Origin of the sequence: Baekduia sp. (genome assembly GCF_035685985.1) — a bacterium.
GTDB lineage: Bacteria > Actinomycetota > Thermoleophilia > Solirubrobacterales > Solirubrobacteraceae > Baekduia.
The window spans coordinates 191,902-213,632 of record NZ_DASRZV010000029.1 but is presented as its reverse complement, the minus strand read 5'-3'; the positions used below and the strand labels follow the sequence as shown (position 1 = coordinate 213,632).

The 21,731-nt window shown below is 72.3% G+C and carries 22 protein-coding genes; 9 read left to right on the top strand and 13 right to left on the bottom strand.

Features of this window, described 5'->3' with window-relative positions:
• The 3 genes from VFG42_RS20220 to VFG42_RS20210 form a co-directional block, all read right to left on the bottom strand.
• Positions 1–954 carry an ABC transporter permease gene (locus VFG42_RS20220; protein ID WP_324910600.1) on the bottom strand — a complete coding sequence of 318 codons (954 nt, stop codon included), beginning with the start codon at positions 952–954 and terminating at the stop codon, positions 1–3.
• A 65-nt stretch (positions 955–1,019) separates the two neighbouring features.
• Complete coding sequence (locus VFG42_RS20215) at positions 1,020–2,210, bottom strand: sugar ABC transporter substrate-binding protein (RefSeq protein WP_324910599.1); 1,191 nt, start codon at positions 2,208–2,210, stop codon at positions 1,020–1,022.
• Positions 2,207–2,743, bottom strand: a complete 537-nt coding sequence (locus tag VFG42_RS20210; RefSeq protein ID WP_324910598.1) for an acetoacetate decarboxylase family protein — start codon at positions 2,741–2,743, stop codon at positions 2,207–2,209. The genes VFG42_RS20215 and VFG42_RS20210 overlap by 4 nt, the downstream gene beginning before the upstream one ends.
• A gap of 18 nt (positions 2,744–2,761) precedes the next feature.
• Between VFG42_RS20210 and VFG42_RS20205 the strand changes: the two genes are divergently transcribed.
• Positions 2,762–2,971 (top strand): hypothetical protein, encoded by a 210-nt coding sequence (locus VFG42_RS20205; protein WP_324910597.1) that lies wholly within the window; start codon positions 2,762–2,764, stop codon positions 2,969–2,971.
• Positions 2,972–3,158: 187 nt separating this feature from the next.
• Here VFG42_RS20205 and VFG42_RS20200 read toward each other — a convergent pair whose 3' ends face one another.
• Positions 3,159–4,658 (bottom strand): sugar ABC transporter ATP-binding protein, encoded by a 1,500-nt coding sequence (locus VFG42_RS20200; protein ID WP_324910596.1) that lies wholly within the window; start codon positions 4,656–4,658, stop codon positions 3,159–3,161.
• Positions 4,659–4,843: 185 nt separating this feature from the next.
• A complete protein-coding gene (locus VFG42_RS20195; RefSeq protein WP_324910595.1) occupies positions 4,844–5,635 on the bottom strand; it encodes an SDR family NAD(P)-dependent oxidoreductase in 792 nt (263 codons plus the stop codon).
• A 223-nt stretch (positions 5,636–5,858) separates the two neighbouring features.
• Here VFG42_RS20195 and VFG42_RS20190 point away from each other — a divergent pair, with 223 nt between their 5' ends.
• Genes VFG42_RS20190 through VFG42_RS20180 form a run of 3 tightly spaced genes read left to right on the top strand, consistent with a single transcriptional unit; the run spans position 5,859 to position 7,590 of the window.
• Positions 5,859–6,611, top strand: a complete 753-nt coding sequence (locus tag VFG42_RS20190) for a hypothetical protein (protein ID WP_324910594.1) — start codon at positions 5,859–5,861, stop codon at positions 6,609–6,611.
• Positions 6,608–6,805 (top strand): hypothetical protein, encoded by a 198-nt coding sequence (locus VFG42_RS20185; protein WP_324910593.1) that lies wholly within the window; start codon positions 6,608–6,610, stop codon positions 6,803–6,805. Before VFG42_RS20190 ends, VFG42_RS20185 begins: the two co-directional genes overlap by 4 nt.
• On the top strand, positions 6,802–7,590 hold the full coding sequence (locus VFG42_RS20180) for an SDR family NAD(P)-dependent oxidoreductase (protein WP_324910592.1): 789 nt from the start codon (positions 6,802–6,804) through the stop codon (positions 7,588–7,590). The genes VFG42_RS20185 and VFG42_RS20180 overlap by 4 nt, the downstream gene beginning before the upstream one ends.
• On the opposite strand, the gene VFG42_RS20175 is transcribed toward VFG42_RS20180, so the two are convergent.
• From VFG42_RS20175 to VFG42_RS20150, 6 genes are all read right to left on the bottom strand, one after another.
• On the bottom strand, positions 7,560–9,146 hold the full coding sequence (locus VFG42_RS20175; RefSeq protein WP_324910591.1) for a long-chain fatty acid--CoA ligase: 1,587 nt from the start codon (positions 9,144–9,146) through the stop codon (positions 7,560–7,562). The genes VFG42_RS20180 and VFG42_RS20175 overlap by 31 nt on opposite strands.
• Positions 9,147–9,337: 191 nt before the next feature.
• Positions 9,338–9,652 (bottom strand): hypothetical protein, encoded by a 315-nt coding sequence (locus tag VFG42_RS20170; protein WP_324910590.1) that lies wholly within the window; start codon positions 9,650–9,652, stop codon positions 9,338–9,340.
• 156 nt (positions 9,653–9,808) lie between these two features.
• Positions 9,809–10,549 carry an SDR family oxidoreductase gene (locus VFG42_RS20165; protein ID WP_324910589.1) on the bottom strand — a complete coding sequence of 247 codons (741 nt, stop codon included), beginning with the start codon at positions 10,547–10,549 and terminating at the stop codon, positions 9,809–9,811.
• A 2-nt stretch (positions 10,550–10,551) separates the two neighbouring features.
• Positions 10,552–11,352, bottom strand: a complete 801-nt coding sequence (locus tag VFG42_RS20160; protein ID WP_324910588.1) for an acetoacetate decarboxylase family protein — start codon at positions 11,350–11,352, stop codon at positions 10,552–10,554.
• A 12-nt stretch (positions 11,353–11,364) separates the two neighbouring features.
• Entirely contained in the window at positions 11,365–12,666 is a 1,302-nt protein-coding gene (locus VFG42_RS20155; RefSeq protein ID WP_324910587.1) for an NAD(P)/FAD-dependent oxidoreductase, read from the bottom strand.
• 20 nt (positions 12,667–12,686) lie between these two features.
• Complete coding sequence (locus VFG42_RS20150) at positions 12,687–14,174, bottom strand: aldehyde dehydrogenase family protein (protein ID WP_324910586.1); 1,488 nt, start codon at positions 14,172–14,174, stop codon at positions 12,687–12,689.
• 197 nt (positions 14,175–14,371) lie between these two features.
• Here VFG42_RS20150 and VFG42_RS20145 point away from each other — a divergent pair, with 197 nt between their 5' ends.
• From VFG42_RS20145 to VFG42_RS20135, 3 genes are all read left to right on the top strand, one after another.
• Positions 14,372–15,007: a TetR/AcrR family transcriptional regulator gene (locus VFG42_RS20145; RefSeq protein ID WP_324910585.1), complete on the top strand. Its 636-nt coding sequence runs from the start codon at positions 14,372–14,374 to the stop codon at positions 15,005–15,007.
• Positions 15,008–15,097: 90 nt separating this feature from the next.
• Positions 15,098–16,285: an acyl-CoA dehydrogenase family protein gene (locus tag VFG42_RS20140; protein ID WP_324910584.1), complete on the top strand. Its 1,188-nt coding sequence runs from the start codon at positions 15,098–15,100 to the stop codon at positions 16,283–16,285.
• Complete coding sequence (locus tag VFG42_RS20135; RefSeq protein ID WP_324910583.1) at positions 16,282–17,316, top strand: hypothetical protein; 1,035 nt, start codon at positions 16,282–16,284, stop codon at positions 17,314–17,316. Before VFG42_RS20140 ends, VFG42_RS20135 begins: the two co-directional genes overlap by 4 nt.
• Before the next feature lie 10 nt (positions 17,317–17,326).
• On the opposite strand, the gene VFG42_RS20130 is transcribed toward VFG42_RS20135, so the two are convergent.
• A complete protein-coding gene (locus VFG42_RS20130; protein ID WP_324910582.1) occupies positions 17,327–18,160 on the bottom strand; it encodes an SDR family NAD(P)-dependent oxidoreductase in 834 nt (277 codons plus the stop codon).
• A gap of 135 nt (positions 18,161–18,295) precedes the next feature.
• Here VFG42_RS20130 and VFG42_RS20125 point away from each other — a divergent pair, with 135 nt between their 5' ends.
• Positions 18,296–18,922, top strand: a complete 627-nt coding sequence (locus tag VFG42_RS20125; RefSeq protein ID WP_324910581.1) for a TetR/AcrR family transcriptional regulator — start codon at positions 18,296–18,298, stop codon at positions 18,920–18,922.
• A gap of 45 nt (positions 18,923–18,967) precedes the next feature.
• Entirely contained in the window at positions 18,968–20,104 is a 1,137-nt protein-coding gene (gene solA / locus VFG42_RS20120) for an N-methyl-L-tryptophan oxidase (protein WP_324910580.1), read from the top strand.
• A 40-nt stretch (positions 20,105–20,144) separates the two neighbouring features.
• On the opposite strand, the gene VFG42_RS20115 is transcribed toward solA, so the two are convergent.
• On the bottom strand, positions 20,145–21,680 hold the full coding sequence (locus VFG42_RS20115; RefSeq protein WP_324910579.1) for a PucR family transcriptional regulator: 1,536 nt from the start codon (positions 21,678–21,680) through the stop codon (positions 20,145–20,147).
• Positions 21,681–21,731: the final 51 nt, after the last annotated feature.

Genomic DNA, 21,731 nt, shown 5'->3' with positions numbered 1-21,731 from the left:
CTACGTCACGCCGAGCGTCCGCTTCCTGCCGAGGAACGCGCCGAGGCCCACCCCTGCGATGAGCGCCACGCCGTTGACGTAGTTCCCGACGTACGGTGGCGCGCCGGCGAAGTTCAGGCCGCTGTTGAGCGTCGCCAGGAAGAAGATCGCGACGAGCGTGCCGCCGACGTTGTAGCGCCCTGGCGTGATCGACGCGGCGCTGAGGAACGCGGCCGCGAGGGCCGGCAGGGTGAAGGAGTCGCCCACCCGCGGATCGGCGCCGCCGGCGACCGCGACCTCCAAGACCCCGGCGCCGCCCGCGAGGAGGCCCGCGCAGGCGAACGCGCCCGTCAGCAGCAGCTTCGTGCGAAGGCCCACGAGCACGCCCGCCGAGGGATTGGATCCCAAGGCATACAGGTAGCGCCCGAACGGGGTGTGCCGGAGCAGGTAGTAGACGCCACCGGCAGCGGCGGCCATGACGTACGCGGGCTTCGGGATCCCGATCCAGGTGCTCGACCCGAAGCTGATGAGGCCCTCGGGCAGGTCGGCGACGACGGCGCTTCCGCCGGTCTTCTGATTGATGACGCCATCGAGGATGGTCGCGACGCCGAGCGTCGTGATCACCGCGTTGACGCGAAGCCGCGTCACGATGCCCCCGTTCAACCCGCCGATGGCGAGGCAGAGGACGATCGATGCCGCCGCGGCGAGCACCAGCGGCACGCCATTGGACATCAGGCTCGCCGACACGACCGCCGCCAGGCCGGACGCGACGCCGACCGAGAGGTCCCACTCGTTCGTGACCAGGGGCACCAGGGCGCCCAGCGCGACGATCGCCGTGACCGACTGGCTGATCAGGATCGCACGGACGTTGTCCATGGTGAAGAACGCGGTCGACGTCTTCGACCAGACGCTGAAGGCGACCGCGACGGCGGCCCACAGGCCGACGAGCGCGTAGCTCTCGAGTTGGTGCGTCACGCGACGCCGGGGCGGCATAGGCGTCGTCCGCGTCCGGCCTGCGGCGTCCAATGCCCGCACGGGGCTCATCGCGAGCCCCCGGCCCACGCCGCCTCGTAGGCGGACACGTAGTCGATCGGCGGCACGTAGCCCTTGCCCTTGGCCGGCAAGCCCTCGCCTGCGTCATAGAGGGAGAGCCCGATCCCGGAGGGTCTCAGCTTCGCCTTCGCGAAGATCCTGTTGATGATGTCCATCGAGTCATACGCTTCCCAGCCCAGCGGCACGCCGTAGCCGGCATCCAGCCCGCCGTCGCTCCGGATGAGGCTGATCGCCGACGGCTGGCCCACGCCGGCGACGCTGAGGATGCGGTCGTTGCGTCCCGACGCCCGGATGGCACCGGCCGCCCCGCCCGTCATGAGGCCGTCGTAGGGCGCCACGAACGCGTTGGCCCGGGGATAGCGCAGAAGCGCCTGGCGGACCTTCTGCTGCAGCGCGGGACCGATGTCGGCTCCGGTGATCTCGACCGGATGCGACGCGCACGCCGGGCACTGCGCCTTCATCTCCGCCGCGAAGCCCTCGTAGTTCAGGCGCGTCAGGGCCGAGTCCGTCTCGTCGAGCACCACGACCTCGGCCGCGCCCTTCGTCTTCCACAGCACGTAGTCGGCCTGCAGCCGGCCGATGAACCGCTCCCAGGCGAAGAGATCGCCCTGCGTGTACCGGGTCTCTCCGCTGAAGAGGTGCGGCCCGGGCGGTGTCACGCGATCGCAGTCGGCCGACTCGGATCCGACGATCACGATCCCGGCCCGCCGGGCCTGCTCCAGGCCGGCGCGCACCGGCGCGCAGTCAATGGCGTACAACAAGATGGCGTCCACCTTCGCCTGCACGGCGCCGCGGACCCCGGTCAGCTGCTCGTTGGGCTCGAACTTGCCGTCGTAGACGCGCGCGTTCCAGCCGAGTGCCTTCGCGGCGGCTCGGAAGTGCTGCGCGTAGTCGACGGTCTCCGGGATCCCCAGGCCGGCGCTGATCAGCCAGACCGTCTTGCCGGGCACGGCCGCCGGGGAGCCCTCCGCGGGGCGCCGGAACGTCGAGCCGTGAAAGGCGTCGCTCACGGCCTTGTCGATCGTGGCCGACCGCGCGAGCGCGTCGCCGGATCCGGCCGTGCTCCGCCCGGTGCCCGCCGGTGCGCTCGATCCACATCCGGCGAGCGCGGCCGTCCCGAGCAGCGCGGCGAGGATCGTCGCCACGAGCTTCTGCGCGCCGCGTGCGAGCGAGCTCATGGGCGGGGCTCGAACACGAGGGGCGAGTACAGGCGCCCGAAGACGTACGGCGTGTAGTCGTGCCCGTCGCCGGCGAGCGGGATGACCTCGCGGAGGGCGTAGTCGCTCACGCCGGCGACGGTGCAGCCGTCGAGGAAGTCCCCCACCGGGATCGTCGCGACGCCGGGGTCGAACGGCGAGTGGCCGAGCCTCACGTCGGCGCCCGCGACCGCCTGCACGCGGCGGACGGTCGACGCGATGTCGGTGACGACGAGCTCGGGGTCCCGGACCTCCACGCCGTTGGCCGCCAGGTGCCCCTTGAGCTCGAAGTAGGTCGACGCGCTCGTCTCGGCCGAGGAGACCTGTGGGCCGTCGGCGATCTGCGCGGTCAGCTCGACGAGGAGGTGGCCCTTCCGCTCGACGTACGCGTGGACCCGCGCTCCGTCGTCGACCAAGTCGATGGATCCGAGCTTCTTCGGCATCCCCCAGATCTCGCGTCCCTTCTCGACGTTGACCTCCTCGACCTCGATGACGGTGAGGCAGTACCGGCCCACCTCGCCCCGTGACTGGCGTTGACGCTGATCGTCGCGGCACGGTCGCGCGACGCGGGGTTCAGCTCGCGTTCGCGCGAGGTCAGCATCGCCATGACGCTGATGGCGACCTGCGGCTCTGGCGCCGGGTCGAGACAGGGCGGGAGCACGCTGCGGACGAACTCCTCGGTGGTGCTGAAGGTGATGCTCGTGGTCGTGTGGTGGAACGCCACGGCCCGCGACGCGGGGTAGTGGTTCTCGACCTGCTCCGGTGTCCAGAGGTAACTCATCTGCGCAAGCTTGCTCCGTGTTCGATGTTGCGGAGCGATCACCGTATGCGGCGGATCGCACGGCGACAACGACGGAGATGAACCACATGCGCCGCCGAGGCCGATGGTTCGTACGAACGCGGGCGCCGGGGCGCCGGCGCCCGCCTTCGTCAGTCCTGCCCCGCGGTGAGCAGCGCCTGCTGGAGCCGATGGGCGTCGAGGTCCTCGCGCGCCAGCTCGGCGATCACGCGTCCACCGCGCATGACGAGCGCGCGATCCGACACGCGGGCAAGCTCTTCGAAGTCCGACGACACGACGAGGGCCGCCGCCCCGCCGTCCACGGCACGCCGGATGAGCTCCCAGATCTCCGCGCGGGCACCGATGTCGACCCCCTGCGTGGGCTCGTCGAGCAGCAGGACTCGTGGCGACCGGCGCAGCCATCGAGCCAGGATGACCTTCTGCTGGTTGCCGCCGGAGAGCGTCGCCAGCGGGACGTCCTCGGATGCGGCCTTGACGAGGTAGTCCTCCAGCAGGCGCGCCGTGTCGGCGCGTTCCCGGCGATGACGCAGCCGCCCTCGGGCGAAATAGGCGGTGGTGACCGTCATGCCGATGTTCTCCGTGACGGTCAGATCCGAGAAGGCGGCGTCTCGCGCGCGGTCCTCCGGAACGTAGGCGAACCCCTCGCGCATCGCGGCGGCCGGACTCGCGGCCGCGTATGGCCGGCCATCGAGCGTCACCGTGCCGGCCTCGACGTTCAGGAGCCCGAACAAGGCGCGCAGCAACGTCGAGCGGCCCGTGCCCAACAGCCCGGCCACGCCGACGATCTCGCCAGGACGAAGTTCGAGGTCGACGCCGCGGACGGAGCCCGCGACGAGGCCGTCGACCACCAGAGAGGGCCGGCCGGCGCGATCGCGCGTCGGGCGAGACACGAATCGGTCGAGCTTCCGCCCCGTGATGAGCTCGACGAGCTGATCCTGGCCGGCGTCCGCCCCCACCGTCGCCGCCACGGACCCGTCCCGCAGCACCGTGGCCGCATCGGCCACGTGCACCACCTCCTCGAGGCGATGCGTCACGTACAGGATGGTCTGGCCACCGCGGGCGAACTCGAGGAGGTCGTCGAGCAGGTTGTCCACCTCGGCCGGCGGCAAGGCCGCCGTGGGCTCGTCCAGGACGAGAATGCCGCCGTCCGCCTCGTCGACGTCCTGCAGCGCGCGCGCGATCGCGACCATCGTCTGCGTCGCCAGGCTCAAGTCGCCGACGCGATCGCCCGGGCTTGCGCGCACGCGGAAGCGCTCGAGCGTCCGGGCCGCCGCCGCGTTCAGCGCTCGCCAGGCGATCGGTCGCACCGCGCTGCGGCCGGACCGGTGCCCGATCCACAGGTTCTCGGCCACGGTGAGGTCCGCGAACGTCGACGGCTGCTGGTGCACGAACCGCAGACCGGCTTCGCGTACCGCGGACGGCGTGAGGTCGGCGGCCTCGAACCGCCGGTCCCCGATGCTCACCGTGCCGGCGTCAGCCTGGCACACGCCGGCGAGGATCTTGATGGTGGTCGACTTGCCCGAGCCGTTGCCTCCGAGCAGCGCGTGCACCGTGCCGGCCTCGAGCGAGAGCGAGACCCCGTCCAGCGCCGGCACGCCCGCGAAGGCCTTGGTCAGCCCGTGAACGCTCAACGCGGCACACGCGGCGGTCGCCGGGTCAGAAGAAGTGATGGGTGTCATGCGTGCTGTGCCGAGCCGTCGTCGGCGCGTCCGGGCGCCGCCCTCGGCGGACCTCGACCGTACGTGCGTGCGCACGGCCCGGCAATGGGTCGAAGCCGTGGACGAGCGCGGTGTCGCCGTCCGATCGGACGAACGAACTAGAGCGGCCCCGCCGCCGCGCCGCCGTCGAGCAGCAAGGCCTCGCCATTGACGTAGGACCCCGCGCCCGAGAGGAGGAACTCCACCAGCCCGGCGACGTCCTCCGGAGTCGCGAAGCGGCCGAGCGGTACCTGGGCCCGGCGCGTCTCGCGACCGGATGGGCGCTCGACGTCGAAGATGCGGTCGAGCATCGGCGTCTCGACGAACCCGGGGCACACCGCGTTGCTGCGGATGCCGTCCGGGCCGTGGTCGAGCGCCAGGGCGCGGATGAGCCCGACGACCGCATGCTTCGTCGCCACGTAGGCGGCGCACTCCCGGGCGGCGTGCACGCCGACGTCGGACGCCAGCGCGACGAACGCGCCGCCCCCGGCGCGACGCAGCGCCGGGATCGCGTGGCGTGCCGTGAGGTACACGCCCGTGACGTTGACGGCCAGCGCCCGGCTCCATGCCGGCGGTGCAAGCGTCTCCACGGTTCCGGGAGCCCAGATGCCCGCCGCGGCGACCACACCCGCGATCGCGCCCGCGGCGTCTTCGACGCGCGCCACCGCGCCCGCGAGATCCGCGTCGAGCGTGACGTCGCCCGGCAGCTCGAGCGCCACGGCCCCGCACGCGCGGACCCGCTCCGCCGTCGCGCCCAACCCGGCCGCGTCGCGATCGAGGAGGCCCAGGCATGCCCCTTGACGGCTCATCCGGATCGCCACCGCTCGACCGATCCCGGATCCGGCACCGGTCACGAGCACGGCGCCCGAGACGCCCGTTCCCTCATCTGCACGATCGTCGCGTGTGACCATGACACGCACCTTAACGTTCGTTCGTTCAACTGCCGGCTCGAACCGCCCGGCGAGCGCGCAGGCGAACGTTCAGACGATCGAGCAACGCCCGCCCCGTCGATCTGTCATCGACGACGACTGAACGTTCATTCATGCCAGGTAGCATGAGCATGTCCGCCGCGGCATGTCCGTTCCCCCCGAAACGAGCGATCCATCGATGCACACGATCGAGTTGAGCAGCAGCATGTTCTCCGTCGAGCTGGCGGACCGGCCCGCCTCCATGGCCGACCTGCTTCCCGGATGGCACGAGCACGACCGGTTCGGCGTCGTGGTGCACGAACCGCTCGGGGCGCTCGGGGCGAGCCATCTCATCCAGGCCGCGACCGTCCGGTTCTTCGAGCACCGGCGAGCGAACGCCCTCGACGCCGTGCCGATGTACCCGGAGATCTACGCCTTCCACGTCGGCGGCCCGCACGGCGACCTCAGCGCCTATGACTTCTGGCCGCGGCACAAGGAGGTCGTCGTCGACGCGGACCCCCGCGCCGTCATGCACGCGGTCAACGCGCGTGGCATCACGCGGCTCGCGGTGCCCGACGGCGTGCCGCGAGACCACTCGCTGCTGTGGCCCGAACGCAACAGCGCGACCAACAGGATCCGCAGCGCATGGGCGTACGCGGCGGACGGAGCGGTGCGGGACGGCGAGATCGTCATCGCCGGCACCAGACCAGCCACGGAGGAGAACGCGGAAGGCGCGCTCGACATGGAGGCCTACGTCGACGCCGCGCTCGGCGCCGATGGCGCGCTCATCGAGCAGCTGCGCGCGGACCACGACTTCACGCGCTGGGTCGCCGCCGTGCGAGAGCGGCTGGAGGAGGTGCCGCCGGCCGTGCGACGGCGTGTCGCCGACACCTACCGGGCGCGGCGCCGAGATGGGCTGTCCACCCAGCGCTACCGTCAGGTCGACCTCGAGCTCGCGCTCGCGCGACTCGTCCCATGATGCTGCCCTTGCACGGCATCGCGAGCGCTGCCGGCGGGACGCTGGTGCACGAGTTGCTCGACGCGCACGCCGACGCCGCCGACCTCGCGGCCGGGCTGCGCCGCGAGCCCACGTGGGCCGCGCACCTCGACGACCTCCGCGACCTGCAGCCGGGTCGGCCGCGAGACGCTCGCCTCCATGGAGCGGTCGCATGAGCGCTGAGCCCTTCCGCCGTGTCGTCGTCACCGGTGCCGGCCGCGGGATCGGCGCCGCGATCGCGCGGCGGTTCGCCGCCGATGGCGACGAGGTCCTCCTGGTCGACCGGGACCTCCCCAGCCTCCAGCGGGCGCAGGCGGAGCTCGCCGCGCTCGATGGTCCCGTCCGGACCTGCGCCGCCGAGCTGTCCACCGACGACGGCGTCGCCGCCGTGGTGTCGGAGGTTCGCGAGCGCTGGGACGGGCTCGACGTCTTGGTCAACAACGCCGGCATCGCCCACAAGCAGCCGTTCCTGGAGCACCCACGCGAGGCGTGGGACCGGGTCGTCGCGGTCAACCTCACCGCGCCGTTCGCGCTCTCCCAGGCGCTCGTGCCGTTCATGGTGGCGCGGGGTCGCGGCGCCGTCGTCCACATCGCGTCGATCGACTCGTTCTTCGCCGACGGAGACTTCGTCGGCTACAACGCGGCGAAGGCCGGGCTCCTCGGCCTGATGCGCACGATGGCGGTCGAGCTCGCGCCCCACGGGATCCGCTCCAACGCCGTGCTGCCCGGCTTCACGGCCACCGACATGGTCCGCCGCGACGCCTCGGACGCCGACTGGGAGAGCATCCACAGCCGGTTCCCTCGCGCTCCGCTCGGGCGGATGGTCGAACCGCACGAGATCGCCTCCGCGGTCGCGTTCCTCGCTTCTGCGGACGCGTCGGCGATCACCGGCGCCTCGTTGATCGTCGACGGCGGCGTGACCGCCAACGTCTACGTCGCCGAGACGCTCGACCGCGACTGACCGTCGCCGTCGCCGAGGAGCCGGCGCCGCAGCACCTTCTTGTCCAACTTGCCCACCGACGTCTTGGGCAGCTCCGCGACGAGCTCGAAGCGATCGGGCAACCACCACGAGGGGAAGCGCTCCCCCAGGAACGAGCGCAGCTCCGCGCCGTCGAGCCGCGCCCCCTCCCGCGCCACGACGAACATGCACGGTCGCTCTCCCCACTTGCTGTCGGGCATCGCGACGACCGCGGCCTCCAGCACGCCCGGATGGAACAGCACCGCGGTCTCCAGCTCCACCGACGAGATCCACTCGCCGCCGGACTTCACCAGGTCCTTGGTCCGGTCCACGAGCTTGACGAACGCCCGGTCATCGATCTCCGCGACGTCGCCGGTGCGCAGCCACCCGTCGTCGGTGAAGCTGCCTTCGCCCTCACCGCCGTAGTAGGCGCGCGCGACGCTCGGGCCGCGGACCTGAAGCTCGCCGCCGTTCTCCGCGTCGAGCCGCGCCGAGATGAACGACAGCACGCGACCCTGCTTGGCGCGCAGCGCGTAGCGCTCGTCCGCGGCCTCCGGCGCGTCGACCGGAAGCCGCGAGATCGCGGCCAGCGGGCTGGTCTCGGTCATGCCCCAGCCCTGGACGACCGGCACGTCGAAACGCTCGTCGAAGGTGCGGATCAGCTGCTCGGGGACCGCGGCCCCGCCACAGATCAGCTCCCTCACCGACGACAGGTCGGGCCGCGGGTCGAGATCGGCGAGCCCCTGCCACACCGTCGGCACCGCCGCCGAGACCGTGACGTCCTCGGAGCGCATGAGGTCGGCGATGATCGCCGGGGTCGGGGACGGTCCGGGCATCACCTGGCGGGCACCCGCCATCGCGGAGATGAACGGCAGGCCCCACGCGTTGGCGTGGAACATCGGCACGACCGGCATGACCGAGTCACGCTCGTGGATGCCGAACGCGTCGGGCTGGTTGGCCATGAGCGAGTAGAGGGCGATCGACCGGTGCGAGTAGACCACGCCCTTGGGCCGACCCGTGGTGCCGCTCGTGTAGCACATGGCGGCGGCCGCGCTCTCGTCGAGCTCCGGGAACGCGAAGCCGGGGTCGCCGCCGGCGACGAGGTCCTCGTACGGCATCGCTCCGGCGCGGACGGCCTCGTCGTCGGGCATCAGCACCTCGTGCTCGACGCCGTCGAAGCGCGGGAGCGACGCCGCGAGCGACGCGTCGAGGAAGATCACGCGGTCGCCGGCGTGCTCGACGATGTACTTCAGGTCATCCTCCGACAGGCGGATGTTGAGCGTGTGCAGCACCGCCCCCATCGACGGCACGGCCAGGTAGAGCTCCAGGTGCCGCAGGCTGTTCCACCCGAAGGTCGCGACGCGGTCGCCGGGCCCGACCCTCATCCGGCTCAGCGCGTCGGCCAGACGCCGGGCGCGCCGCACGACCTCGGCGTAGGTGCTCCGCTCGATCCCGAGCGCGGTTCTGCCGACCACCTCGCGAGCGCCGAACACCCGCTCGGCACGCTCCGCGATCGTCGAGACGAGCATCGGGCGCTCCATCATCAACCCCGAACGCATCTGCCAGCCCTTTCCTGATCGTATGAGACCCTGCCGTGGATCGAACGAAGATTCGATCAGTTGACGCTCCGGCGCCGGATGAGCGCCTTCGCCCACGGCTCGCGGAGCGTAACAGATTCCCTAACGCACGTTAAGGCAAGGCGTCGACCGGGCACAGGGCCCGCCGGGGCGGGTGTAAGCTGAACGTCCCTTCAGCAAGGAGTCCCCGTGACCGATCGTCCTCCCGATGAGGCCGCCGTTGAAGGCCTGCCCGGTGGAAGCCGGGACCGCATCGTCGACGCCGCGACGGCCTTGTTCGGCCGGCGCCTACACGGCGGCGCTGGGCATGCGGGACATGGTCCACACCCCGTGACCCCGATCAGCACGAGCGCGAGGGCCGCGTTGATCGCCTTGTTGACGCCGACCGCGATCCGCACGCCGAGCACGTTGGACAGCCACACGAGGAACACGAGGCCCAGGGCGATGAACTGCGGAAGGCCGAGGTCGACGATGGCCAGGAAGGACATCGACAGCGACCACGACAGCCAGTAGCCGAACGTGGCCAGAGGGCCGATCGGCGAGAAGCGCTTGCGCCACGCCTCGTGCGCGTAGACCGCGATGCCGCCGGGCCTGTTGGGGACACTTCGGGTCCACCAGGTCGTCTCCCGGCGACCTGGCGCCGGTCACGCGGCCAGCGTGCTCGCACCGTCGAGGACGAGGACCTGGCCCTGCACCATCGATGCCGCCGGCGACGCGAGGAAGCGCACGGTCCCGACGATGTCGTCGAGCCCGACGGCGCGACCGCTCGGGCTGTTGCGCGCGGCGGCGGCGAGACGCTCCTCGTGGTCCTCCGGGAAGACCGCCCGGAACGCGTCGGTGTCCTGCGCCGTCGGCGAGACGCAGTTGGCTCGCGCGCCACGCGCCGCGAGCTCGACCGCCATGTAGCGGACCAGCCCCTCGGCGAAGGCCTTCGGCGCGCCGACCGACGCGTAGTCCTTGAGCGCCACGCGGCTTCCGCGGCTGGAGAGGAACACGATCGAGCTGCCTTCCCCGATCAGCGGGAGCGCCGCCTGCACGACGTACAACAACGACATGGCGTTGACCTCGACGGCCCGCAGGAACGCCCGCGGGTCCGCCTCGAGGACGGGTCCCGACACCGTCGTCACGGCGCAGTGCACGAGCGTGTCGATCCGGTCGGTGACCGCGCGGACCCGCTCGATGACCGTCGCGGCGCCCGCGGGCGTCGCGATGTCGCCCGCGACGAGGACGGCGGTCGCCCCGCGCGCCCTGACATCGGCCGCCGCCGTCTCGGCCTCGTCGCCGGAGCCGGCGTAGTTGATGAAGACCGTGCCGCCCGGCTCCGCGAGTCCGGCGGCGATGGCGCGGCCGATGCCGCGGCTCCCTCCGCAGACGAGGACCGCCATCGTCACACCGCCAGGTCGGTCGCCGGGTGCTGGTGGCGCCTCGGCCTCGGGAAGCGCGCCAGGTCGTCGAAGCTGCGCCCGAGGATGTACGGGAGGTAGCGCTCGCGGTCGGGGAGCGCGTCGCGCGCGATCTCGTCGTACGACGACTCGCCCGTGTAGTGGTTGGCGGCGCCGACGCTCACGATCGGGATCTCGTCGACGGGGTCGAACGGGGTGCCGTTGAGCCGGAGCAGCCCGGTGCCCTCGCGCGTGCTGGTGAACGAGCGCCGGACGTCGAACACCAGGGCGACCGGGTCACCCGCCAGGCTCGCGTCGTGCGACAGCGGCGCGGTCACCTCGAGCGTGTGGGATCGGCCCTCCTGCGGGCCCAGGTCCGGCCCGAACGTCGCCTCGATCTCGATGATGCGCGTGCCGTTGCGCTCCCCGAACGCGTAGACGTCGTCCCCGTCGCGATAGAAGTGCGCCGCGCCGAGCTTCTTGGGCTCGCCCCAGAACTCGCGGCCGATGGTGACCGGCATGTCCCCGGACACCACGAGCGTCAAGAAGTACGTCCCGACCACCTCGCCGTACCGCGCGAAGAGCATGACCGCCGCCGAGTCGAACTCGCCGCACACGCCGGCCTGCCACCGCGACACGGTGGCCAGGCCGCGCGCGCCGTCGGGCTCGAAGCACGGCGGCAGGACCTGGCGGGCGAACGCCTCGGTGGTCTCGAACTCGACGGAGACGCCTTCCAGCGTGAAGAGCGCCGGGGAGAGCAGCGCCCGCATGCGCTCGATCTCCTCGGGGGTCCTGACGTAGCCCATGTCGCGCGCGCCCTAGACCGCGGCCCCCGCCGCGGTCAGCATCGCCTGGGTCGTCGCGGCCGCCGTTGCGCCGGACTCGATCGCGCCCTCGATCCATCCCGAGAACCCGATCGCGACGTCGGCCGTGGCGAACGCGAGCCGGCCCTCGGACGCCCGGCCGGCGGCGGCGAGCCGTGAGATCTGGCCGGGCCGGAAGGCCGTCCACGTCCCCTGTGAGTAGGGGTCGCCGTTCCAGTCCTCGCTCCACCAGTCGAGCACCTCGGCGTCCGGCACGTAGGCCTTGACCGCCGCCTCGACGGACGCCCGATCGCCGGCGTCGACGTCGCCCTGGGAGATGCCGAAGCCGACCATGACCGCCCCTTCGTCGCGCTCGAACTCGGTCGACAGCCACTGCAGCGGGGTGTTCCATCCGAGGCCGGCGAAGAACCGCGGCGTCGTGCGCGCCTGGACCCAGACCTTGACGGCCTTGCCGGCCAGCTCCTCCTGGGTGAAGGCCGTCTTCCCGGCGCTCAGCGCGGGCGTGAAGCTGATGTCCTTCCAGACGTTGAGCGGGACGGCGACGACGGCCGTCCGCGCCGCGACGGTCTCCCCGCCGGCCGTGGTCACCTCGACGGCGTCGCCGTGCTGCGCGATCGCGGTCACGGGCGTCGAGAGCCGGACGTCGAGGCTCTCGGCCATGGCGGCCGCGAGCGCGCCGGTGCCCTTGGCGAACTTCGCGCTCGGCGCCGTGAACAGGTTCCAGGCGCTGTTGCCCAGGCCGGCGACCCAGGAGAGCACGTGCAGCGCGGACACGTCCTTGGGCGCGACGCCGAAGCACAGCGCGCCGCCGTAGGACGCGAACAGCTCGCGCGTGGACCCGTGGATCTCGTGACGATCGAGCCACTCCTCGTACGGGACGTCGAGATCCTCGAGCCCCTGCTCCTCGAACGGCGTGCCGAACTCGATGCGCCGGGCGTCGGCGATCGCCAGCGCGACCGCGCGCTCGCAGTCGGGGATCTCCTCGTCGGGGAACGGGAGCCCGCCGACCTTGCGCTCGCCGCCGAAGACCCAGGCGTAGCTCTCGGGCGTCGGGCTGTTGGTGAGCTCGAGCCCGTAGCGGTCGATCTCGCGGGCGACATGGGGCTGGTACCGGGGCACGATCCACGTGCCTCCGTACTCGACCTTCTGGTCCAGCGGGTCGAGCTTGGCGTAGTGGGTGCGGCCGGCGATCCGGTCCCGGGCCTCCAGGACGAGCACCGACCTCCCCGCCTCGGCGAGGTCGCGGGCCGCGGTCAGGCCGGCGAAGCCGGCGCCGATGACGATCGTGTCGTACATGTTGATCTCTGGCTCCTGTCTCAGCGGTCGCCGAGCTCGAACGTGATCTGCTTGGGGTTCGTGAACGCGGCGACCGACTGATCGCCGAGGATGCGACCGACGCCGCTCTGCTTCATGCCGCCGAACGGCGCCAGCAGCTCCCAGTGGTTGGTCGTCTCGTTGACGTGGACGGTCCCGCACTCGATGCCCTCCGCCAGGAACCAGGCGTGGGACATCGACTCGGTGAACACGGCCCCGGTGAGGCCGTACTTGGTCTCGTTGGCGACCCGGACCGCCTCGTCGCGATCCGCGAAGCGCATGATCGGCACGACCGGACCGAACGTCTCCTCCTGGGCGATGTCCATGTCCGACGTGACGCCGACGATCACCGTCGGCTCGTGGTAGAGGCCGTCGTGGGCGCCGCCGGCGACGATCCGCGCGCCCTTGCCGACGGCGTCGTCGAGGTGCGCGCGCGTCTTCTCCAGGCTGCTGGCGATCGCGAGCGGACCCATGTCGGTCGCCGGGTCGAGCGGGTCGCCGAGCCGCACCCGCGCGGTCCGCGCGACGAGCTTCTCGACGTAGGCGTCGTGGACCGCGTCGTGCACCAGCACCCGCTCCGCCGCGGTGCAGACCTGGCCGCCGCAGTAGAACGCGCCGGTGACGGTCGCCTCCACCGCCTTGTCCAGATCGGCGTCGTCCATGACCACGAGCGGCCCGTTGCCCCCCAGCTCGAGCAAGAGCTTCTTGACGCCCGCGGAACGGGAGATGTGCTCACCGGTGGCGGTGCTTCCCACGAAGCCCACCATGTCGGTGCCCGGATGGGTCACCATCCGCGCGCCGACGTCCCCGGCCCCCTGCAGGCAGTTGAAGACCCCGGCCGGGAGCCCCGCCGCGACGAGCACCTCGGCCAGCAGCTGACCGCTCGCCGGGCTCGCCTCGCTCGGCTTCCACACCACGGTGTTGCCGCACGCCAGCGCGGGACCCAGCAGCTCGCACGGGATGGCGATCGGGAAGTTCCAGGGGGACAGGAGCGCGGCGACGCCGACCGGGACGTTGATCGTCAGGATCCGCTTGCGCTTGGTCCCGGGCTCGGTCGTGTTCGTGGCCGCGACCTGGCCGGCGTTGCGGATCGCGTCCTCGGCGGAGAAGTCGAGGTCGTCCGCGCCGTACTCCACGTCCTCGAGCGACTCCGCGTACGTCTTGCCCATCTCGAGGGAGATCAGCCGAGCGGCCTCCTCCTTGCGCTCGCGCAGGAGGCCCGCCGCGCGATGGAGGATCTCGGCCCGCCGCAGGGCCGCGGTGTTCGCCCAGTCGTGGCGCGCGCGCCGCGCGGCCGCGACGGCCGCGTCGACGTCGCCGGGCGTCGCGCAGGTCATCCGCGTGACGACGGTGTTCGTCGCGGGGCTCCGGCGCTCGGCCGTGTCCCCCGCGCCGTCGACCCAGTGGCCATCGATGTGGCAGCGGGCGACCGCCGGCGATGCCCCGGGAGCGCCGCCCTCGCTGGTCGGCGTCTCGCTGGTTGCGCTCATCACGTCTCCTCGGTCTCCTCGATCCCGGCGCCGGCGAGCACCGATGCCCGCGCGCCCAGAATCACCTTAACGAATGTTCGGTCAGGCGACCATAGAGCGGCCTGAACGGGGTGTCAAGACATGCCCGTCACCCGACGGGCATCGCGCCGGGCGGACCACCGCCGGAGCACCATCCGACGAGCGGATACGATCCGGAGGTGCCCGAACAGCAGAGCCGCAGCGACAGCCGGCAGCGCATCATCGACACCGCGACGGCGCTCTTCGTGCGCGACGGCTACAAGGCCACGAGCATCAAGTCCATCGCGAAGGACGTCGGCGTCTCGCCGCCCGCGCTCTACTGGCACTTCCCGTCCAAGCAGGATCTCTTCCTCGCGTGCATGGAGCAGCTGCTGACCGCCTTCATCGACAGCGTGGTGCAGAGCGTCGACGCCGAGGACCCGGTGGACCGGCTGCGTCAGTTCACGACCGCCCATGTCCGCTGGCAGCTGGACGAGCGCGAGTCCGCCGGCGCCTACGCCACCACCGTCGGCATGCGCGACCTCGTCCGCACCCTCCCGGCCAAGCACCGGCGCCGGCTCGTCGACAAGCAGCGCGGGTACCTCAACTTCCTCCGCGAGATCCTCGACGCGGGCGTCGCCGCCGGGGCCTTCCACATCGAGGATGCCCGCGTCACCGGCTTCGCGATCATCACGATGTGCGAGTACGTCCACACGTGGTACGACCCCACCGGCGAGCTCGCGCCCGAGACCGTCGGCACGCTGTACGCCGACCTCGTCGTGGCCATGGTCGGGGGTGGCGTGCCCGCCAAGCGCCCGACGTCGCGCCGTCGCTGACGACGCCGGCGACCGGCTCCGCCCGGCTCCTCCTGCTACCTTAACGATCGTAAAGTCAGGTATTGGCCGACCGGTTGAACGGAGCATCGGGTGCGCGAGATCTACGACGACGACCATCGCTTCTTCCGCGAGAGCTTCGAGGCGTTCCTCGCAAGCCACGTCGCCCCGCGATACGACGAGTGGGAGCGGGCCGGGACCACGCCGCGCGAGGTCTTCGCCGCCGCCGGCGAGGCGGGCTTCCTGGGCGTGGACGTGCCGGAGGTGTTCGGCGGCGCCGAGGTCGAGGACTACCGGTTCAACGCCGTCATGCTGGAGGCCATGGGCGCGGCCGGATTCGGCGCCCTGTCCGCGGGGATGTCGATGCACAACGACATCTGCATCCCCTACTTCCTGGCCTACGCGGACGAGGCCCAACGGCAGCGCTGGCTTCCCGGCCTGGTCGCCGGCGACCTGATCGCGGGTCTCGCGCTGACCGAGCCCGGGACCGGGTCCGACCTCGCCTCGATCTCCACCAACGCCGAACGCCGCGGCGACCACTACCTGCTCAACGGCGCCAAGACGTTCATCACCAACGGCAGCAACGCCGACGTGATCATCACCGCGGCCCGGACCAGCCGCGGCGCGGGACGCGCGGGCCTGAGCCTCTTCGGCGTGGAGCGCGGAACGCCGGGGTTCGAGCGCGGTCGCAACCTCGACAAGCTCGGCATGCACTCGCAGGACACCGCCGAGCTGTTCTTCCAGGACGCACAGGTGCCGGCCGAGAACCTCCTCGGCCACGAGAACGCGGGCTTCGGCTACCTGACCCACAACCTCGCGCGCGAGCGGCTCGCGATCGCCGTCGCGGGCGTGGCGGCGGCGCGTGCGGCGCTGGACTGGACGACGGACTACGTGCGCGGCCGCAACGCGTTCGGCCAGGCGATCGGCCAGTTCCAGAACACGCGCTTCGTCCTCGCCGAGGTCGCCACCGACGTCGAGGTCGCGCAGGCGTTCGTCGACGAGTGCATCCTGGCGATCAACGCCGGCCGGCTGTCCGCCGAGCGGGCGGCGATGGCGAAGTGGTGGTGCACGGACCTCCAGGGCCGCGCGATCGACCGCTGCCTCCAGCTGCACGGCGGCTACGGCTACATGACCGAATACCCGATCAGCCGGGCCTACGCCGACGCCCGCGTCACGCGGATCTACGGCGGCACGAACGAGATCATGAAGGAGATCATCGGCCGGTCGCTCGCGCTGGGCGACGCGCCGCGCACCGGCGGACCGCAGGCCGCCGCCCGATGAGCGCCGCCGAGCCGCGCCCGGTCCGGGTCGTCGTCTACGGCGTCGGCGAGATGGGGCTGCTGCTGACGCGCATGCTCGTGGACAAGGGGGCCACGGTGGCCGGAGCGGTGGGTCGCAGCCCCGCGAAGGTCGGGCGCGACCTCGGGGAGCTCGCGGGCCTGGGCCGCGATCTCGGCGTGCGCGTGACCGACGACCCCGAGGCGCTGCTGGCGCGGTGCGACGCCGACGTCGCCGTCATGGCCGTGTCGAGCTCGATCGCGGCGATGGCCTCGCACTTCCGCGTCTGCCTGGCCCATGGGGTCGACGTCATCACGCTCGAGGAGGAGTGCTTCCACCCGTGGCGGTCCTCGCCATCGCTCGCCGCCGACCTCGATGCCCTGGCGCGCGACCGTGGCGCGACGCTCATGGCCTCCGGCATGCAGGACGTCTTCTGGTCGCGGCTGCCGGTCTCGCTGATGGCCTCCGCCCACGTGATCCGACGGGTGCGCGGCCGGTCGACGTGGCGCGCCGACGAGTACGGGCCGGAGGTCGCCGAGCACCTGCACATCGGCGGCGATCCCGCCGCGGCGACCGCCGCGCTGCCCGGCGAGTGGGGGCCGATGGTCGGCCGATCGGCGCTGGAGGCGCTGGCCGCCCTGGCGGGGCTGACCCCGACGGGATTCGAGGGCCGGCTCGCCCCCGTCGTCGCGGCGACGGAGATCCGGTCCCAGAGCCTGGAGGTGACGATCCCTCCGGGTGCGGTCAGCGGGGTCTCGGAGATCGTGCGCGTGCCGACCGCCGAGGGCATCGACCTCGAGCTCGAGATGTCCGGCCTCGTGCTCGCGCCCGACGAGCGGCCCGTGAACGCCTGGTGGATCGACGGCGAGCCGTCGCTGCAGCTGCTCAACGACGACTTCCCGGGGCGCATGGTCACGTGCGCGACCGTCGTCAACCGCGTCCCCGACGTCCTGGCCGCGCCACCCGGCCTGGTCACCGTGGATCGCCTTCCCCCGCCCCGGTTCCGACCCGGGCCGCTGCTGCGGCCGCGCTGAGCGCGCGCCGTCAGCGCGCCGTCCAGCCTCCGTCGGCGAAGAGCGTGGTGCCCGTGACGTAGCTCGACGCGCGGCCCGCGAGGAACAGGACGGCGGCGGCGATCTCGGACGGCTCGCCGAACCGGCCCATCGGGATCCGCGCGAGCAGCTCGGAGCCCAGCTGCTCGTGCTCGCGCAGGCCCGTGGTCATCTCCGTCCGCAGGTAGCCGGGAGCGATCGAGTTGACGCGGATCCCCTTGGCCGCCCACTCGAGCGCCAGGGACCGCGTCAGCATCTCCAGGCCGCCCTTGCTCGCCGAGTAGGCGGCGAGCCGCTCGCCGCCCACCGCGCCGTGGACCGACGACACGTTGACCACGCTCGCGGCGTCCGACCGGCTGAGGAGCGGGAGCGCCGCACGGCAGCAGGCGAACGCGCCACCGAGGTTCACGCCCAGCACCCGCTCCCACTCCTGGTCGTCGACCTGCTCGACGCGCCGGTAGCTGGACCCGATGCCGGCGTTGTTGACCAAGACGTCCAGCCGCCCCCAGGTGCGCTCCGCGGCCGCGACGGCCGCGGCGACGTCGGCCGGGTCGCCGACCGAGCCCGCGACCACCTCGACCGCGCGGCCGCCGGCACGGATCCGCTCGGCGAGGTCCGTGAGCGCGCCCTCGTTGCGAGCGGTCAGGACGAGGTCGGCGCCGGCGGCCGCCATCGCGAGCGCCAGGCTGCGGCCCACCCCCTGGCTGGCGCCGGTGACCCACGCGACCAGACCGTCGAGACGGAGGTCCGGCGGCGCCCCCAGCGGGCGCTCCCGCGGATCGGCCTCCATCGTCGCGCCCTCGTTCCTTAACGTTCGTTCATTCACGGGGCGTGACCATAGGTAGCCACCACGGCGGTGTCAACGACAACATCGACAGAACCTCGGTCGAGTTGGAACGAACATCGCTCGCGTCCATCCCGCCCACCGTCTAACCTGATCGTTCGTTCGAGCAGATCCGACATGACCGACGTCCGCGCAACAATCGTCACCGACGACGACCGACATGGCGACAGCCGCGAGCGCATCATCGATGCGGCGACGGCCCTCTTCGTCCGCGACGGGTATCGGGCCACGAGCCTGAAGGCGATCGCGGAGCAGGTCGGGATGTCCCCACCGGCCCTCTACTGGCATTTCGAGAGCAAGCAGCATCTCTTCCTGGCCTCCATGGAGCACCTGCTCGAGACCTTCATGGCAAGCGTCGAAGCGCGCCTGACGGGCGCGACGCCGCCCGCGCTCCTGCGGCAGTTCGTGACCGCGCATGCCGTGTGGAAGCTCGAGCAGCGCGAGGCGGCCGGCGCCTACACGATGGCCCTGGGCATGCGCGACATCGTCCACACGCTGTCGCCGCGCCACCGGCGCTCGCTCGTCGCCAAGCAGCGGCGCCATCTCGATCGCCTGCGCGGGATCCTCGACGCGGGCGTCGCCGGCGGCGCGTTCGTGATCGAGGACATCCGGGTGACGGCGTTCGCGATCATCACGCTCTGCGAGCACGTCCAGTCGTGGTACGACCCGACCGGCGAGCTGTCCCCCGACGACGTCGCCGAGCGCTACGCCGAGCTCGTCCTCGCCATGGTGCGGGCGGGCTGACGGGCACCGGCGGAGCCGGCGCCCCGGCATAGACTCAAGCTCGTCATGCACGACGACGCAGAGACCTTCGACGTCATCGTCGCGGGGCTCGGTGCCTGGGGCAGCGCCACGCTGCGGTGCCTGGCCGCCCGCGGCCATCGCGTCCTCGGCGTCGACGCTCGCCGGCCGCCCCATCGTCACGGGTCGCACCACGGCGACGGGCGGGTGATCCGCATGACCAGCCCGGAGTCTCCCGAGTACGCGCCGCTCATGACCCGGGCCTACGCCCTGTGGCGCGAGCTCGAGCGCACCAGCCGCACGGAGCTCCTCGTGACGCCGGGAGCGATCTCGGCCGGCCCCGCCGGCCACGCGATCGTCGAGGGCGCGCTGGCCAGCTACCGGGCCGGCGACGTTCCGCACGACGTGCTCGACCGGCGTGCCGCCGCGGCGCGGTTCCCGTGGTTGGCGCTGGCGCCCGACGAGCTCGTCGTGTTCGAGCCCAGCGGCGGGGTGCTCCGGCCCGAGCCGGCGATCCGCGCGCAGCTCGCCCTGGCGACCGGGCTCGGCGCCGAGGTCCGCTGCGACGAGCCGGTCCTCGACTGGGCGCCGGACGACGCCGGCGTCCGGGTCACCACCACGAGGGGCGAGCGGCGCGCGGCGCGGCTCGTCCTCACGGTCGGCGTCGCGGCGCCCAGCCTGCTCCACGCGGAGCTGCCGATCGACGTCGAGCGGCAGGTCGTCGCCGTCTACGAGACGCCGGACGCCGCGCGGATGGCGCCGATCGCCGTCCCCTCCGAGCACGGCGAGTGCTTCTATGGACTGCCCGAGGGACGCGGCCGCTTCAAGGCGAGCATCCACCACGGCGGCCTGCTCGGCCAGGACGGCGACGCGTTCCTCGCCGCGGTCACGCCCGACGACCTCGCGCTGATCGACACCTACGTCCGCGCCCGCCTACCCGGGCTTCCCGCCCGCCCGGTCGAGAGCTACACCTGCCGCTACACCAACGCGCCCGACGTGAACTTCGTGCTCGGCGAGCACCCCGACGCCCCTGCCGTGCTGATCGCCACCGGCGACTCGGGACACGGGTTCAAGCTCGCCCCCGTCGTCGGCGAGATCCTCGCCGACCTGGTGGAGGGCCAACGCCCCGGCACCGGCATCTTCGCGCCCGGCCGCTTCGGCGCGCCGCCGGTCACGAGCGGCTGAGCGCCGAGAACCGCGTCCGGCAGGTCTTCGAGGCGCTCGCTCAGCCTGAAGGTCCACCGGCTGCGGCGGCCGGCTGCAGGCCGATGGGCTCGTCCGCGTGCGAGAGCAGGTCGTGGGCGCTCAGGGCCAGCCAGAGATAGGCGACGTCGCCCGTGTCGTCGAGGCGCCGGCCGGTCAGCTCCTCGACGCGCCGCATCCGGTAGACGAGCGTCTGCTTGTGGACGCCGATCGCGGTCGAGGCACGCTGCCATGAGCGGTTCTCCGCCAGGAACAGGCGCAGCGAGCGGACCAGGTCGCCCGAGTGCTCCGCGTCGTAGGCGAGGAGATCGCCCAGCACCGCGTCGGCGGACGAGCGCGCCTCGGTCACCGTCCGTGGCATGAACGGCGGCGGCTCCTGCCCGTAGCGCGTCAACCCTCGCTGGCGACCGCGCGCCGCCTCGAGCGCCCAGCGGGCCTCCTTCGCCGCGTCCGGGACCTGCCCGACGCCGCTCAGCGGGGCGCTCGCCCCGACCACGAGCTCCGCGTCGAGCACGGCGCCGACGTCGTCGGCCGAGCCGCTGGGGAGCAACACGTACATGATGCTCGAGCGGCGCAGCTGCAGGGTGGGAACGCCGTCCCGGCGCAACGCCCGGTTCAGCATCTCCGGACCCGCGTGGCCGTCGGCGTCGACGGCCAGCAGCACGAGCTCGACGCCGCCGAGGCCGAAGTCGGCCAGCCGCCGGCCTCCGGACTCGGCGTCGATGCGGCGATCGATCAGATGGGCCAGAAGCTCGCTGCCCAGCCGGCGCTGCGCCTCCTGCTGCGCGACGCTCCGCTCGATCTCGATCGCCACCACCGCGGCCACGTGCTGCAGCACCGAGAGCGCCGGGGCGGCGTCGCCGCGCGGCCGTGCGACGAGACACGCGAACTCCGACGCCGGCACCGGCGCGACGAGGGCCTGGCGCGCGCCGTCCGGCACGCGCGTGATCGCCGGGAGGCTGCCGTCCCGCTCATCGACCACGGCCACGATCTGCTCGCGCAGACGGGGTTCCAGGGGATCGACGTCGAGCAGCGGCGCGCCCGCCCGGTCGACGATGTGCAGGCGGGTCGCGAGGTCCGCCCCGATGCGGCGCACGATCTCCGCCGGGGTCTCGTGCGCGCCCTGACGCACCGCCTCGTAGATGCGCATGGTGCGCGTCATGCGCTCCTGCTCGCCATGGCGGTTGGCCTGTGCCACGGCCTGAGCGACGGCGATGAACGGCACGTCATAGGCGGTGCTCAGCACCGGGAAGCCGAGGCGATCGGCCTCCGCGAGCATCGCGCCCGCCAGCGGCGGCGCGTGGAGCCCTTCGCCGATGGCGACGCCGGCGATGCCGGTCTGTTCCAGCTTGCGGACGAACACGACCTGCTGGTCGCGGTCGGCCGGGATCGCGAACCCGTTCGTCATCAGCAGATCGCCGCGCCCCAGCCAGTCCCACGGGGCCGCGAGCTCGCAGCTGTGCGCCCAGTGGATGGCGTGTCCAGCGCCGTCACGACCGGCCAGGACCCGCGTCTTCAGGAACGGGACCTCGACGAGGTCCCGGACAGTGAACGCCACGACGTCGCCCTCCTCCGGCGGTCCGACAGAAGCGACGGCTTGCGCAGCGCC